General features: G+C 39.9%; 14 protein-coding genes and 1 pseudogene. 11 read left to right on the forward strand and 4 right to left on the reverse strand.

From position 1 onward, the window contains the following. The first annotated feature begins 113 nt into the window (after positions 1–113). From AB1A03_RS12540 to AB1A03_RS12550, 3 genes are all read left to right on the forward strand, one after another. Positions 114–671: a L,D-transpeptidase family protein gene (locus tag AB1A03_RS12540; RefSeq protein WP_354624973.1), complete on the forward strand. Its 558-nt coding sequence runs from the start codon at positions 114–116 to the stop codon at positions 669–671. A 106-nt stretch (positions 672–777) separates the two neighbouring features. Continuing rightward, complete coding sequence (locus tag AB1A03_RS12545) at positions 778–1,062, forward strand: type 2 periplasmic-binding domain-containing protein (RefSeq protein WP_354624974.1); 285 nt, start codon at positions 778–780, stop codon at positions 1,060–1,062. 149 nt (positions 1,063–1,211) lie between these two features. Then, positions 1,212–1,541, forward strand: coding sequence for a transporter substrate-binding domain-containing protein (locus AB1A03_RS12550; RefSeq protein ID WP_354624975.1), 330 nt, complete (start codon positions 1,212–1,214; stop codon positions 1,539–1,541). 5 nt (positions 1,542–1,546) lie between these two features. Here the strand turns inward: AB1A03_RS12550 and AB1A03_RS12555 are convergent, their stop codons facing one another. Continuing rightward, positions 1,547–2,305 (reverse strand): MFS transporter, encoded by a 759-nt coding sequence (locus AB1A03_RS12555; protein ID WP_354624976.1) that lies wholly within the window; start codon positions 2,303–2,305, stop codon positions 1,547–1,549. Beyond that, positions 2,281–2,715: an MFS transporter gene (locus tag AB1A03_RS12560; protein ID WP_354624977.1), complete on the reverse strand. Its 435-nt coding sequence runs from the start codon at positions 2,713–2,715 to the stop codon at positions 2,281–2,283. The genes AB1A03_RS12555 and AB1A03_RS12560 overlap by 25 nt, the downstream gene beginning before the upstream one ends. A gap of 134 nt (positions 2,716–2,849) precedes the next feature. Here AB1A03_RS12560 and AB1A03_RS12565 point away from each other — a divergent pair, with 134 nt between their 5' ends. Together AB1A03_RS12565 and AB1A03_RS12570 are read left to right on the forward strand one after the other, a co-directional pair. Next, entirely contained in the window at positions 2,850–3,008 is a 159-nt protein-coding gene (locus AB1A03_RS12565) for a GNAT family protein (protein ID WP_354624978.1), read from the forward strand. After that, entirely contained in the window at positions 3,005–3,316 is a 312-nt protein-coding gene (locus AB1A03_RS12570) for a GNAT family N-acetyltransferase (protein ID WP_354624979.1), read from the forward strand. The genes AB1A03_RS12565 and AB1A03_RS12570 overlap by 4 nt, the downstream gene beginning before the upstream one ends. Positions 3,317–3,607: 291 nt before the next feature. Here AB1A03_RS12570 and xseA read toward each other — a convergent pair whose 3' ends face one another. Next, positions 3,608–4,942, reverse strand: coding sequence for an exodeoxyribonuclease VII large subunit (xseA, locus tag AB1A03_RS12575; protein ID WP_354624980.1), 1,335 nt, complete (start codon positions 4,940–4,942; stop codon positions 3,608–3,610). Positions 4,943–5,118: 176 nt separating this feature from the next. Between xseA and guaB the strand changes: the two genes are divergently transcribed. The 6 genes from guaB to AB1A03_RS12605 all read left to right on the forward strand — a co-directional run bounded on the left by guaB (position 5,119) and on the right by AB1A03_RS12605 (position 13,796). Next, entirely contained in the window at positions 5,119–6,585 is a 1,467-nt protein-coding gene (gene guaB, locus AB1A03_RS12580; protein WP_354624981.1) for an IMP dehydrogenase, read from the forward strand. A gap of 126 nt (positions 6,586–6,711) precedes the next feature. Further along, entirely contained in the window at positions 6,712–8,292 is a 1,581-nt protein-coding gene (guaA, locus tag AB1A03_RS12585; protein ID WP_354624982.1) for a glutamine-hydrolyzing GMP synthase, read from the forward strand. A 299-nt stretch (positions 8,293–8,591) separates the two neighbouring features. After that, a complete protein-coding gene (locus AB1A03_RS12590) occupies positions 8,592–9,026 on the forward strand; it encodes a GNAT family N-acetyltransferase (protein ID WP_354624983.1) in 435 nt (144 codons plus the stop codon). A 380-nt stretch (positions 9,027–9,406) separates the two neighbouring features. Then, on the forward strand, positions 9,407–12,451 hold the full coding sequence (gene ydiJ / locus AB1A03_RS12595; RefSeq protein ID WP_354624984.1) for a D-2-hydroxyglutarate dehydrogenase YdiJ: 3,045 nt from the start codon (positions 9,407–9,409) through the stop codon (positions 12,449–12,451). A gap of 17 nt (positions 12,452–12,468) precedes the next feature. Then, the gene (locus tag AB1A03_RS12600; RefSeq protein WP_354624985.1) at positions 12,469–12,915 is read left to right on the forward strand and encodes a hotdog fold thioesterase; all 447 of its coding nucleotides are present in this window, start codon (positions 12,469–12,471) and stop codon (positions 12,913–12,915) included. 47 nt (positions 12,916–12,962) lie between these two features. Further along, positions 12,963–13,796 carry a CvfB family protein gene (locus tag AB1A03_RS12605; RefSeq protein WP_354624986.1) on the forward strand — a complete coding sequence of 278 codons (834 nt, stop codon included), beginning with the start codon at positions 12,963–12,965 and terminating at the stop codon, positions 13,794–13,796. Positions 13,797–13,850: 54 nt separating this feature from the next. Here AB1A03_RS12605 and AB1A03_RS12610 read toward each other — a convergent pair. Then, positions 13,851–14,734 (reverse strand): annotated as a pseudogene (locus tag AB1A03_RS12610) (chemotaxis protein). Between the last annotated feature and the right edge of the window lie 161 nt (positions 14,735–14,895).

The following is a 14,895-nucleotide window of genomic DNA, read 5'->3' on the forward strand; positions in this document are numbered from 1 at the left end:
TTGAGTGATTTTTATGAAAACAAGAGCATCATCGCGCTACAAATTGTTACTTGTTAATGAAATAGGGGTATAATCACCACGACAGTGTATTACATTTAATATCAGGCAGTTTAATGAGCGGAATATATAGGAAAATTGAGCAATTAGTATCAGTATTGTGGTCTATTATAGTTTTTTTTAAATCGCCGTTGCTCAGTACCTTTATTTGCTTAATTCCCAGTTTGGCTTTTGCTCAAACTGTTCACCCTAACATCGATCTTGTTTTAATCGAAAAAGCAAAGCGTAAAATGTATTTAATGAGCAATGGAGAGACTTATCGTGAGTTTTACATCTCTCTAGGTGAAAATCCCATCGGTCATAAGCAACAGGAGGGCGACGATAAAACCCCTGAAGGTAGATATCTTATTGATTACAGAAATGAGAATAGTCGATTTCATCTTTCATTACATATTACCTATCCCAGTGCCAAGGATATAGAAATAGCTAAACAAAATGGCGTGGATCCCGGGGGGGATATTTTCATACATGGCGTACCTAATGGCATGGAAAAAAAGGAAGCTGCATTTTATTATCGAGATTGGACCAATGGCTGTATCGGTGTATTGAATAGTGAAATAAAAGAGATATGGGAATTGGTTGAAATAGGAACTGTGATTGAAATCAGGCCTTAGTCATTGAGGTTGTTTTGCAAAGTAGCAAATGATTGTCATTTAATTTATGGAAGAATTAATTATATTGTACATACTTAAAATAAAGCTCATAAACAGATTATTTGTTGTGCTGTTTTTATTGAGTTATGCAGTCTGTACATCTGCTCAGACATCTATTGAATATGCAACCAGTGATGAAAATTGGTTTCCTTTTCGTTATATTAAAGAGGGGGATAATATCAATAGAGGAATATTTCCTGAGATGTTAACCCTTTTATTTGAACAAGAACTAGGCTTAGCGCTTAATTATAAATTACTGCCATGGAAAAGAGCACAACTCGAAGTGGAGATTGGTCATAGCGACTTTATCCTTACCATTCCTACCAACAGAGGCGCACTTATAGTGCAGTAACGGAGTTTCCATTTTACCAGTTATATTTCAACCTCTATGTTTATGCTAATCACCCCAACATTGAAGCAATTAAAAAGATAAAAACCATTGAAGATATTAAAGCGTTGAATTTATTATTGGTTTCTACAGCTGGAAATGGGTGGCATAGTGTGAATGTTGAAAAAAAGGGCGTGCGCACTGAAATAGTAAAAAAAGATAGGTACGCAGCCCGTTTTGTTGCATCAAAAAAAGTTGATGGGATGATTAATGTCGCCTTCTCAATGTCGCCTATTATTGCTGAATTAGGCCTAAGTAAAGAGATTGAGCTAACGAATGTAAGGTTTGGCCCCGTTGATTTTCATCTTATGATGAGCAAAAAATCGCCATATGTTAGCTTAATGCCTGAGATTGATAGGGCACTACAAAAATTGAAAGATAACGATCAATTCACAAAGATATTCGCAAAATATTCAGTGGACTCATCAACATTGGTACGATGAGACGTTTATAAGCTTACCCGCTCATCTTCCTCAGGGGAGACTTTCCAAACTTTAATGCACCAGAATATAGGGATTAGCATTATCGACATTATTAAAAATATATTTCCCTGTAGCGATTTAAAAAATAGTCCAGAAAGATAGGTAAATAACGCCATAATTAAACCCAATGCAATACCAGAGTAAAGTGATTGGTAACGTACCATTTCATGATTTTTTTGTAGCCCAATGTAGCGTACTGCCGCTAAGTGTGTTGCTGCAAAAGTGAATGCGTGGAATGTCTGTATTACGCCGAGTAGATAGACATCAGTAGAAAGTCCCAGTACTAACCAACGTGCAATGGCAGCAGTTAACCCTAATAACAACATCTGTCTTATGGACCACTTGGAAAATAATGAATAATTAAAACGCATTAATATCACCTCTGCAAAGACGGCAATTCCCCATAGCCATGCAATTGATACTTCAGAAAGGCCTTGATGATTCCAGTATATAGCACTAAATGCATAGTAGGCTCCGTGGCTTCCTTGAATGGCCCCCGTGATCAGGATAAACAGCCGAACATCGGAACGTTTCAGTAGTGAAAATAGTGATTTCTTAGGTTCATTTGATGTTGTTGCCTGTTCTTCTAATTGCGGTGATAATTGTAATAAAGTAAGTAGCCACATGACCAATGTGGCACAAACTATTACCCACAGGATAGCCTGTTTGCCGTATTCGCCAATAAACCAACCGACACAGGTTAACCGGCAATAAAGCTTACCCATCCCCATAATCTAACGCGTCCATAATCTAAATTAATCTGTTTTACTAATCGCGCACCAATAATATCGCCTAATGGCATCATCGGAGCCATCAGGAAGTTGACTAATAGTGTTATTAACGCCCAAATAAACTCCCCTTTGAGATAAAATAGGGTGCTAAAAGCCAGTAAGCTTAAAAAGCCCAATATACGTATTAGTTGTAATAATGAAGGACCACGAGAGATATTTGGTAATAAGGTCAGACTACTGACAAAACGCAAAGCTAAGCCAATCGAAAAAAGTAGGCCTATTGTTTCACTAGAGATGCCTTGCTCTTCTAGCCAAATGCCCCAAAAAGGTAAAAATACCCCCCAAATAAAGAGGAAAGAGATGAAGTATAAACTAAGCCATGATTTAGCCGCGATAGAAAACAAGTGACACCTCTGATCTTTTTATATTGTTAAGTGTAAGGATCGATATTTTTAAAAAATGGATAAGTTGTTAAGTTAAGCAAATTCGTTATATGCTGATAGTAAATTAAAATCTCATTTTAGTGGATATAATTATTATGATTACACTTAGAAAATATAATGAACAGGATGCGCAGGCAACGTGGTCACTCTTCTTTAATACAGTGCGTAATATTAATAAACAGGATTATACGCAAGAACAGTTACAAGCATGGGCAGCAGAATCGATGGATTTTTTATATGGAATAAAAGGATGATTGATATTGAACCCTTTGTTGCAGAGATAGAGGGTAAAATAGTTGGTTATGCCGATTTACAAAATGATGGTCTAATCGACCATTTTTTTTGCCACCATCAGTATCAACGTCATGGCATTGGGCGAACATTAATGATGGCGATATTTCATGAAGGCGAGAAGAAAAAAATAAAGTGTTACTTTGCACAGGTGAGTATTACAGCTAAGCCTTTTTTTGAACACTTTGGTTTTAAAGTTAAAAAACAGTTAAGCACCGAAATCGGTGAACAAAAGTTGATCTCCTTTCACATGGAAAAAGCGGCAGACTAAGAATATATACCCATGTTACCTCAAGCTGCTTTGTCAGGCACTAGTTCGGATACCAGAGCAAGACGTAACACGAGGTAATTGTTATTCACTTTTCAAGTGTTACAACGCAGGGCTGGTTTTCGAGCTAGCGCCCCGTAGGGCAAGAAAAATAGCACCTATCTGCTTTGTTATAAAATCTCGATGTAGAATAACTATAGTTCAATTTTATGCCTCGCATCTCGGCACTCTTTTTCCTTGCTGACTTTGCATCTTGAATTAACATGGGTATAAACGCATGCATACTTTGTAACATTATTCTGCTAGAACTTGTGCCCGTATTTCGCCTTTATCCAAGCGAATTGAAATTTTTTCTTTCGCATTGACGCTATCGGCATTGGTTATTACATTGCCATTTTTATCTTTGACGATGGCATAGCCTCGAGCGAGGGTCGCCAGTGGGCTAACGGCATGTAACTTTGCCATTGTACCGTGCAGGTCCATTTCACACTCTTTTAATTTATGCTGCATTGCTTGTTGTAAATTGGCTAATAACTGGGCTTGTTTTTGGCCTTCTATGCGAATTGTTTGTGCTGGGCTAAAGTGACGTAATTTATTGTGTAATTGTTGTTGATGTTGCTCGTGTGAATTTAATATTTGCTGCATCGCATGGCTAAGACGTAAAGAGAGTTCATCAAGCTGTAAATTTTGTTGCTGTAATTTATGTTTGGGATCCTGTTGTCTAAGCTTTTCTTGCAGCAAACTGTGTTGATGATGGTGCCGTTGTAATTGCCCCTGTATCGCTTGCTTTAAACGGTTAACTAAGGTTTGTAGTTGTGTTTCTACATTGGCTTTATTGTCACTCACCAACTCTGCCGCTGCTGAGGGAGTTGCCGCCCGTAGATCGGCGACAAAATCACTGATAGTGACATCTATTTCGTGGCCAACCGCACTGATAATGGGTAATTCACTATGATAAATGGCATAGGCAACCACGGCTTCATTAAAACACCAAAGATCTTCTAAAGAGCCGCCACCACGACCAACAATTAGCAGGTCACATTCATTACGTGCATTGGCGAGTTGAATTTGTGCTGCGACCGATTGTGCACTGCTTGCGCCTTGTACTAAGGAGGGGTAAATAATTACCTGCAAGCGAGGATCACGTCGTTGTAATACGCTGAGAATATCATGCAGAGCAGCACCGGTAGATGAAGTGATAATGCCAATACGTTTAATTATTTGTGGTAAAGGCTTTTTGTGGCTTTGTGCAAATAATCCCTCACCCGCTAATTGGCATTTTAGTTGTTCAAATTGCTGTTTTAATAAACCATCTCCTTCGGGAGCGATACTCTCTATAATTAATTGGTATTCGCCGCGCGCTTCGTAGAGACTCAATTTAGCGCGAACTAAAACCTGTTGACCATGTTTTGGGGTAAAGCCGCTATGGCGATTGTTGCCCTTAAACATCGCGCAACGTACCTGTGCATTATGATCTTTAAGGGTAAAGTACCAATGCCCCGATACAGCAATAGTTAGGTTAGATATTTCACCAGACAACCAAATAACGCCGAGTCCAGATTCAAGTAAGGTTTTAGCCGCGCGATTGAGGCTGCTAACACTGTAGATGTTTTTATTTTGTAAAGCCATTATCGTTTATCAGCACTGTTTTATAAATGAAATATGAGCCCTGATGTTAACATTTTTTCAATTTGATAAAAAGAAATGGTCTACAAGTGATTTTTTAATTGTAGTTAGCGCGCATAACGATTAAAATCCATCCGCAATATTATACCTATCCTCCCAACTATAAGTGAGATATTGCAATGCTACGAATTGCCAAAGATGCATTAACATTTGATGATGTATTATTAGTACCAAGTCACTCGACTGTACTACCCAATACCGCGGATTTAAAAACCCAACTAACAGCAACCATATCTTTGAATATTCCCGTTGTTTCTGCGGCGATGGATACTGTGACTGAAGCGCGTTTTGCGATTGCTTTGGCACAGGAAGGTGGCATGGGATTTATTCATAAAAACATGTCTATTGAGCAACAGGCTGAACAAGTTCGTTTAGTTAAAATCCATGAAAGTGGTGTGGTTAATAAACCCGTTACCGTTTCACCAGAAACGACACTTGGAGAGATTAAAAAGCTCACTGAGCAAAATGGCTTTGCAGGTTATCCAGTGGTGGAAACAACGGGTGAATTAGTCGGTATCATAACGGGGCGAGATGTACTATTTGAAACTGATTTGAGCAAGCCGGTGTCTGCAGTAATGACTGGAAAAGCTGATTTAGTGACTGCAAAACCTGACACTCCACGCGATGAAATTGAAGCATTAATGCATGCTAAACGTATTGAAAAAGTACTGTTAACCGATGATAACTTTAAGTTACAAGGCATGATTACGGTTAAAGATTTCCGTAAAGCAGAACGCAAACCAAACGCTTGTAAAGATGGATTTGGTCGCTTACGCGTTGGTGCGGCAGTTGGCGCTGGAGCTGGCAATGAAGAGCGTATCGACGCATTAGTTGAGGCGGGCGTTGATGTATTGCTGATCGACTCATCACATGGCCACTCACAGGGTGTATTAGATCGCATTAAAGCGACTCGTGCTAGTTATCCAGATCTACAAATTATTGGTGGTAACGTGGCAACGGGTGAAGGCGCTAAAGCGTTAGTTGCTGCTGGATGTAGCGCCGTAAAAGTGGGAATTGGCCCTGGTTCAATTTGTACTACGCGTATTGTAACAGGTGTAGGCGTTCCACAAATCACCGCGATTTCTGATGCCGTAGCCGCATTAGAAGGTACTGGTATTCCTGTCATTGCAGATGGCGGTATTCGTTTCTCTGGTGATATAGCGAAAGCTTTAGCGGCAGGCGCATCCTGTGTAATGATGGGCAGTATGTTTGCGGGTACTGAAGAGTCTCCTGGTGAAATTATTTTATTCCAAGGCCGTTCATATAAATCATACCGTGGAATGGGATCATTAGGAGCGATGTCTCAAGGATCGTCTGATCGTTATTTCCAATCTGATAATGCAGCCGATAAATTAGTACCTGAAGGAATTGAAGGCCGTGTTCCTTATAAAGGTAAAGTAAAAGAAATAATCCATCAGCAAATGGGTGGCGTGCGTTCTTCTATGGGATTGACTGGTTGTGCAACAATCAAAGAGATGAATACCAAAGCGATGTTTGTAAAAATTACTAGCGCTGGTATGGGTGAAAGCCACGTGCACGATGTTGCTATTACCAAAGAAGCACCAAACTATCGCACCGGTGGTTAATTATTGTTTGCGAGATAAGTTAACCAATTCAGTGCCGGATTGGTTAACCCGCTTACCTCTTTAATTAAGATGATTTTTGAAAGGCGTATTGACGTCTTTTGTTCTTTTATATGCAAGGATTTTTCAATGAGCAAAAACATTCATGAACAGCGAATTCTAATATTAGATTTTGGTTCTCAATACACACAATTAATTGCCCGTCGTATTCGTGAAATTGGAGTGTACTGTGAGCTTTGGAGCTGGGATGTTAACGAAGAAGATATCAAAGAATTTAGCCCTAACGGTATTATTTTAGCGGGTGGTCCTGAAAGTGTGACTGAACAAGGCTCACCGCGTGCGCCTGAATATGTATTTACGGCCGGAGTCCCTGTATTAGGCATTTGCTACGGCATGCAAACCATGTCACAACAGTTAGGTGGTGCGGTTATCAAGGGTGAAGGTGAGGGGGAGTTTGGTTACGCGCAAGTTGAAGTGCAAGCTGCCTGTGAATTATTTAAGTCGATTGAAGATGCGGTAGCGCCAAGTGGCAATGCATTATTAGATGTTTGGATGAGCCACGGTGATAAAGTCTCAGCTATTCCCTCTGATTTTGTCGCTGTCGCTAATACGGCAACATGTCAGTTCGCTGCCATTGCCAATGAAGAAAAGCATTTTTATGGTGTGCAATTTCACCCCGAGGTTACACATACTCGCCAAGGTGAACGTATGTTGCGTAACTTTGTTGTTGATATTTGTGGCTGTGAAACGCTATGGACACCGGCTTCGATTATTGATGATGCCGTTGCTCGTATGAAAGAGCAAATTGGTGATGATGAAGTTATTCTTGGTCTTTCTGGCGGTGTTGATTCTTCCGTGGTTGCTATGTTACTGCAACGTGCGATTGGTAATAAACTGACCTGTGTGTTCGTTGATAATGGCCTGTTGCGTTTAAATGAAGGCAAACAGGTAATGGAGATGTTTGGCGACCATTTCGGGTTAAACATCATTCATGTTAATGCTGAACATCGTTTTCTTGAGCAAATGGCAGGTGTCAGTGAGCCTGAAGCGAAACGTAAAATTATTGGTCGTGTCTTTGTTGAAATTTTCGATGAAGAATCTAAAAAACTTGCAAATGCTAAGTGGTTGGCTCAGGGAACGATTTACCCTGACGTGATTGAATCTGCCGCTTCTAAAAATGGCAAAGCACATGTTATTAAATCTCACCATAATGTGGGGGGGTTACCCGATGATATGGTAATGGGACTGGTTGAGCCGCTTCGTGAGTTGTTTAAAGACGAAGTACGTAAAATCGGCTTAGAATTAGGTTTGCCTTACGATATGCTTTATCGTCATCCATTCCCTGGGCCTGGTTTAGGGGTGCGCGTATTAGGTGAGGTGAAGAAAGAGTATTGTGATCTACTACGCCGTGCCGATGCTATTTTTATTGAAGAGTTACACAAAGCCGATTTGTACCATAAGGTAAGTCAGGCTTTTGTTGTCTTTTTGCCTGTGCGCTCGGTTGGGGTAATGGGTGACTGCCGTAAATATGATTGGGTTGTCTCTTTACGTTGTGTGGAAACGATAGACTTTATGACGGCTCGTTGGTCTCATCTACCCTATGAACTAATTGGTCATGTATCAAATCGTATTATTAATGAAATTGATGGTATTTCACGCGTTGTTTATGATGTTTCAGGTAAACCGCCTGCCACCATTGAATGGGAATAGGGTAACTTACCACCATTAATGATGAATAAAGGCGCTTATTGCGCCTTTTTACTTTTCATATCATTATACCAATTCCGATAAATAGCTGATCTATTTTACTGGTTAAAACAACTTACTGCTGCGTTGTAATTTTCGCAAAGGGAATAACCATTTACGTCAAATTACGCCTTGAATTAAGCTGTTTTTCCTACGCAAAATTTAGATCACATACTTACCGGAGTTGGTATTACTCATCCATGGCCGTTCTTTGATAAAGTAAAAGTATAGATCTCCATGATAGGTTAACTTAGGAAGATACAATGAAGGGATTTAGAATAAGTACAAATAATAACGAGTTGGATTTTGAGGTTATTTATCAATTCATCTCTCAAAGTTATTGGGCGATAGGTATTCCTAAAGAGACGTTAAAAAAATCTATCGCTAACTCTTTTTGCTTTGCTGTCTTTGATAGTCAGGGGGCACAAGTCGGTTTTGCGCGGTTAATTACAGATAAAGCGACATTTGCATACCTTGCTGATGTTTTTATCCTTGAAACCTATCGTGGGCAGGGGCTAAGTAAGTGGCTGTTGAAAACAATCATTGAACATCACGAGCTACAAGGGCTAAGGCGTATGGTACTCGCAACACGTGATGCACATGGGCTATATTCGCAGTTTGGTTTTAAGGAAATTGAAAACCCTGAGATGCTAATGCAGATTTGGCAGCCCAATATTTATCGAGATCCGGTAACATGAATAACAACAAGGATGATGGCTTAGGCAGCGAAGTGTGAAACATGTTCAAAATGGCGTACTAAGCGTGGTCATTTCTGTATTGTTAATAAAGGGCGCAAATAGATCATATCAAAATTTTAATGAAGTTGTTGCTCCTCACCTTTCGCGTGTTACGCAGCACTGGTTTGCTCGCTGCGGCCCCGTAAATCGTCCTGATCAGCTTTGTTGTAAAATTGCTATGTAGAATAACGGTAGTTCAATTTTATATCTTGCATCTTGGCACTCTTTTTCTTAATGGGGAGGTGATTTTTTCTCCCCAAGCTGCGATAAATATGTGCTATTATGCGCAACTATTTTTATCTGAAATATACAAACCAATAACGGACTAGGGTGCTTTAGACATGATCCCCAAATTAACCCATCAAGAAAATATTAAAAAAGATTACTTTGCTTTCTTAGAAGCGTTAAGTCGCACGGATTACAGCGGCGATATTGAAAAAAGCTATGCGAGTCGTTTAGCTGTTGCAACGGATAATAGCGTCTATCAGTGCTTACCGCAGGGGGTTCTTTTCCCTAAATCTACGCAGGATATTGTCGAAATTTGTCAGCTTGCACAGCAAGATGAGTTTGCTGATATTCGTTTTTCACCTCGCGGTGGTGGTACGGGGACCAATGGACAATCATTGAGCAATGACCTTGTTCTAGATTTATCCCGTTACATGAACAATATTCTTGAATTAAATGAAAAAGAAGGTTGGGTACGTGTACAAACTGGGGTGGTTAAAGATCAACTCAATGCCTATTTGCGTCCCTATGGCTTGTTCTTTTCCCCTGAATTATCAACCAGTAACCGTGCGACAATTGGCGGAATGGTAAGTTGTGATGCTTCAGGGCAAGGCTCTTTAGTTTATGGTAAAACCAGTGATCACGTATTAGCGCTGCAGTCTGTTTTAGTTGATGGGGCTCTCTTAAATAGCGCCCCTATTAAAGGTGCCGAGCTAGTTGAACTGAGGGGGCGAGATGATAGTATCGGTAAAATTTACCGTCAAATTTTAGAAACTTGTGCTACTAAGCAACAGAAAATCAGCGATGCTTTTCCAAAATTAAATCGCTTTTTAACGGGATATGACCTAAAACACGTTTATGATGCAGAAACGGGCACGGTGGATTTAACGCGTATTTTGTGTGGTGCGGAAGGATCGCTTGCTTTTATCACCGAAGCTAAATTACACATTCAAAAAATTCCGACTTACCGTACGCTTTTTAATGTTAAGTACGATAGTTTCCAATCGGCATTACAACATGCGCCATTTTTGGTTAATGCCAATGCGTTATCCGTGGAAACAATTGATTCTAAGGTGATGAATTTAGCGAAGTTAGATATCGTGTGGCACAGCGTTAGTGAGCTTATTGCTGACGTCCCTGGGAAGTGTGTTGATGGTTTAAATATCGTTGAATTTGTTGAAGAAGATGCACAAATACAGGCACAAAAAGTGGCCGCATTAGCCGCTAAACTAGATGCCTTGATTGCAAATCAAGAAGATGGCGTGATCGGTTATCAAATCTGTGATGATTTAGCTGATATTAATCGCATCTATGGCATGCGTAAAAAAGCGGTGGGGCTGTTAGGTAATACAGCAGGCAGCGCAAAACCGATTGCCTTTGTCGAAGATACCTGTGTGCCACCAGAAAACTTAGCGGCCTATATCATTGAGTTTCGTCAACTGCTTGATGAACATAATCTCCATTACGGTATGTTTGGTCATGTTGATGCGGGGGTGTTGCATGTTCGCCCCGCCTTAGATATGTGCGATCCTGAACAAGAAAAAATGATGCGCAATATTTCCGATAAGGTGGTGGCTTTAACAGCAAAATATAAAGGGTTGATGTGGGGAGAGCATGGTAAAGGTTTTCGCAGTGAGTATGGCCCTGAGTTTTTTGGTGAAGAGTTATTTACTGAACTGCGTAAAATTAAAGCGGCATTTGACCCAAATAACCGTGTTAATCCGGGTAAAATTTGTACTCCACTTAATTCAATGGAATCATTGGTAAGTGTTGATGCGCTAAAACGTGGCACCTTCGACCGTCAAATTCCCATTAAAGTGCGTGAAAGTTTTAAAGAGAGTATCGACTGTAACGGTAATGGCTTATGTTTTAATTACGATACCAGTTCACCGATGTGTCCGTCGGTGAAGGTGACTAAAGATCGTCGTCATTCACCTAAAGGGCGAGCGGGTTTGATGCGTGAATGGCTGCGTCAATTAGCTAACAATGATATTGATGTATTGCAATTGGAGAGCAATCTTTACGCGGGTAAAAATGCCACTGTCTTTAAAAAGTTTTTCAACACAGTCGCAAAACGTAAAGGTGAATATGATTTCTCCCATGAAGTGATGGAAGCTATGCAGGGCTGTTTGGCCTGTAAGGCTTGTACGAGTCAGTGTCCTATTCAGGTTGATGTACCGACTTTCCGTGCGCGTTTTATGCACCTTTACCATAACCGTTATTTACGTCCGTTAAAGGATTATTTTGTTGCCTATGTTGAAACCTATGCACCTTTGATGGGGAAAATGCCGAATTTCTTTAACTTTTTTATGAAGATGAAATTGACGGCGACACTAACTGAGAAATTTGTTGGTATGGTGGATATTCCTTTATTATCCTCACCGACACTGAAGTCGTCCGTTAAACAACATGATATTAGTGAGTTTGATTTACAAAAATTACAGGTATTATCAGACGCCGAACGTGAATCTTACGTATTAGTCGTACAGGATCCTTTTACCACATATTATGATGCTGATGTGGTACGAGACCTATTATTAACGATTAAAAAGCTAGGTTATAAGCCGTTACTGTTACCCTTTAAACCTAATGGTAAGCCGCAGCATATTAAGGGTTTTTTAAGTCAGTTTGCGAAAACTGCAGAGGACTCGGCTGCCTTTCTTAATCAAATGGCACAATTAAATATTCCGATGCTCGGTACTGATCCTGCGATGGTGCTCTGCTACCGTGATGAATATAAACATGCCTTGGGAGATAAGCGTGGTGACTTTAACGTGCATCTATTTCAAGAATGGTTATTGCCTCGATTAGGCGAAGCCGAACGTCCTCAAAGCAATGAACAGTTTTTCCTATTTGGTCATTGTACAGAAGTGACCGCTGAGCCGACATCAAGCAGTGATTGGGCTAAAATATTTAAACACTATGGTGCAACATTAACGAATGTGCCCGTTGGTTGTTGTGGTATGGCGGGAACCTATGGTCATGATGCGGGGCATTTAAGCGATTCTAAAGCTATTTATAGTTTGAGTTGGGAAAGGGAGATAGCGAAGCGTGACCGCAGTCGTTGTTTGGCAACGGGGTATTCTTGCCGTAGTCAAGTAAAACGCATAGAAGGGCAGACGCTAAAACATCCAGTACAAGCTTTATTGTCTATTCTATAATAAGTTGGTAAAACATTATGGCAATTTGGAAAAAAAACACCGATTTAGCGCGTTTAAATAAGCTCAGTGAAAATACCATTATTGCCCATTTGGGGATTTTTTATACGCAAATCGGCGATGATTTTTTACAAGCAACCATGCCCGTTGATGCGAGAACGCATCAACCTCATGGTTTGTTACATGGCGGCGCTTCCGTGGTGTTAGCGGAAACATTAGGCAGTGTGGCCGCTAATCTTACCGTATCAGAAAATAAAATTTGCGTCGGTTTAGAGGTAAATGCAAGCCATTTACGTAGTGCAAAGCAAGGCATTGTTACGGGAATTGCACGCCCGCTACGCATTGGACGTACTACACAAGTATGGGATATTGAAATTGTTAATGAAAGGGCGCAACTGCTCTGTTGTTCGCGCCTGACGGTGGCTGTGCTAGATAAACCGAAACAGCATTTAGCGACTGATGTTTAATTATCAGCGCTGAATGATTAATTGAAATTTAAAATAAAGAGAAATTTATGGTCAAAATAGGTGCTTATAACGAGCTGACTATTATTAAGCGTGTTGATTTTGGTTTTTACTTAGATGGTTGGTCTGAAGGGGAAATATTACTCCCTAAACGCTATATTACAGATGCAATGAAAGTGGGTGATAAAGTCACTGTTTTTTTATATTTTGATTCAGAAGATAGACTGATTGCTACCACCCAAAAAGCGAAAGCGGAAGTCGGACAGTTTGCGTCATTGAAGGTGATTGATACTAATAGAGCGGGGGCTTTTTTAGATTGGGGCTTACCTAAAGACCTTTTAGTGCCTTTTAATCAACAAAAAATTCCTATGAAAGTGGGCTTTGGTTACATTGTTTATGTGTATCAAGACGATATTAGTGAGCGGCTAGTTGCTTCATCGAAATTAGATCGATTTTTAGATAAGGAGCCCGTTAACTATAAAGTGGGTGAGAGAGTTGAGTTGTTGATTGCCGATAAAACCGATTTAGGTTTTAAAGCAATTATCAACAATAAACACTGGGGAGTTTTATTTGAAAGTGAAGTTTTTGGTGAAATGGGCATTGGTAAAAAATGCGTTGGTTATATCAAACAGATCCGTGAAGATGGAAAAATTGATGTTGGTCTGACAAAGGTGGGTTATGCGAAGGTTGATGCATTGGCGGAACGAATTCTGCAAACAATGAAGGTACACCAAGGTTTCTTACAACTTTCCGATAAAAGCTCCCCTGAGCAAATTGCTAAAATATTAAAAATGAGTAAGGGTAATTTCAAAAAATCGATTGGTCAGCTATATCGCAGTCATTTGATTGATATTGAAGAAAAGGGTATTCGCTTAAAAGAGTAGTAGGTTAAACTGCAATAAAAGGCTCAAGAGAGCCTTTTAAATGAATAGTAAAGGCTATTTGTTATCACTATTGGCCCTTAACATGGCATCTACCAACGCCTGTGCTGCAAATTTAGTGAGAGCCTCATTGGCTCCCACTTGTGTTGCCTGAGATACACTCATTTTACTCGATAGAGAGGAGTGTAAAATAATATAGGGTTGCGGAATATCAGCCATACTGCGGACTTCAAAGGTTAACTCATAGCCATCTAATCCGGGCATCTCAATATCACTCACTAGAATATCAATGGCATTGGTTGTCTTTGCGAGTTTTTTTATGATCTCCAATGCATCCATCCCGTTGGTACAGACTTTAAAGGGCACATCAATATTAGTTAATGCCTGTTCAAGCTGTTTACGAGCGACAGCGGAGTCATCCACCAAAAGGATATTTTTATTTTGTAAAAAGCCTTTTTGCATACCATTGATTGTGACATTTTTTTCATCTTGACTCGGAAAAACCTGCGAAAGCAATAACTCAACATCTAATAATTGTATGAGTTTGTTTTCAAAATGAGTGATTCCAGTGATATAACTTCTATTGCCTAATGATGCTGGTGGTGGAGCGATGTCTCGCCAATTACATTCGATAATTCGCTCTATTTTACGTACTAAAAAACCGACTTTCATACGGCTACAATCGGTAATAATGATCACACAATCTTTTCTTTCTTCAATTGGGATTGCAGGAACCCCACCGCGGCAGCAATATCAATCACCGAAAGTGTCATGCCACGGAAACTCGCTGCTCCAATGACATCAGCTTGTGCATTGGGAAGTTGAGTTAATGGTTGAAAAGGGATTATTTCTTGTATTTTTAGCGTGCCTAGTGCGAAGCTTTGTAACGCGGATAATTTGAAAAGTAATAATCCTTGAGATTGGCTGGATTTTAACTGCATAAATAATTTCCTATTAAAAGCTAACACTGACAAATGATAAATAACTTTTGTAAAGTCGTTTTACTTTGCAAGTGAGACAATGTTTAACACCTAGTACCCTATATCCATGATACTTCAATATGTCAGACAAAGCATCTTGAGGTAACATGGCTATATAACAA

Source organism: Psychromonas sp. MME2 (genome assembly GCF_040566515.1).
Taxonomy (GTDB): Bacteria; Pseudomonadota; Gammaproteobacteria; order Enterobacterales; family Psychromonadaceae; genus Psychromonas.

What these genes read in the sequence shown, in the direction of transcription:
- AB1A03_RS12600 (WP_354624985.1), top strand. Translation starts at nt 12,469, where the DNA reads ATGGCAATTTGGAAAAAAAACACCGATTTAGCGCGTTTAAATAAGCTC.
- AB1A03_RS12565 (WP_354624978.1), top strand. Translation starts at nt 2,850, where the DNA reads ATGATTACACTTAGAAAATATAATGAACAGGATGCGCAGGCAACGTGG.
- xseA (WP_354624980.1), bottom strand. Translation starts at nt 4,942, where the DNA reads ATGGCTTTACAAAATAAAAACATCTACAGTGTTAGCAGCCTCAATCGC.
- guaA (WP_354624982.1), top strand. Translation starts at nt 6,712, where the DNA reads ATGAGCAAAAACATTCATGAACAGCGAATTCTAATATTAGATTTTGGT.
- AB1A03_RS12570 (WP_354624979.1), top strand. Translation starts at nt 3,005, where the DNA reads ATGATTGATATTGAACCCTTTGTTGCAGAGATAGAGGGTAAAATAGTT.
- AB1A03_RS12605 (WP_354624986.1), top strand. Translation starts at nt 12,963, where the DNA reads ATGGTCAAAATAGGTGCTTATAACGAGCTGACTATTATTAAGCGTGTT.
- AB1A03_RS12540 (WP_354624973.1), top strand. Translation starts at nt 114, where the DNA reads ATGAGCGGAATATATAGGAAAATTGAGCAATTAGTATCAGTATTGTGG.
- AB1A03_RS12590 (WP_354624983.1), top strand. Translation starts at nt 8,592, where the DNA reads ATGAAGGGATTTAGAATAAGTACAAATAATAACGAGTTGGATTTTGAG.
- guaB (WP_354624981.1), top strand. Translation starts at nt 5,119, where the DNA reads ATGCTACGAATTGCCAAAGATGCATTAACATTTGATGATGTATTATTA.
- ydiJ (WP_354624984.1), top strand. Translation starts at nt 9,407, where the DNA reads ATGATCCCCAAATTAACCCATCAAGAAAATATTAAAAAAGATTACTTT.
- AB1A03_RS12555 (WP_354624976.1), bottom strand. Translation starts at nt 2,305, where the DNA reads ATGGGTAAGCTTTATTGCCGGTTAACCTGTGTCGGTTGGTTTATTGGC.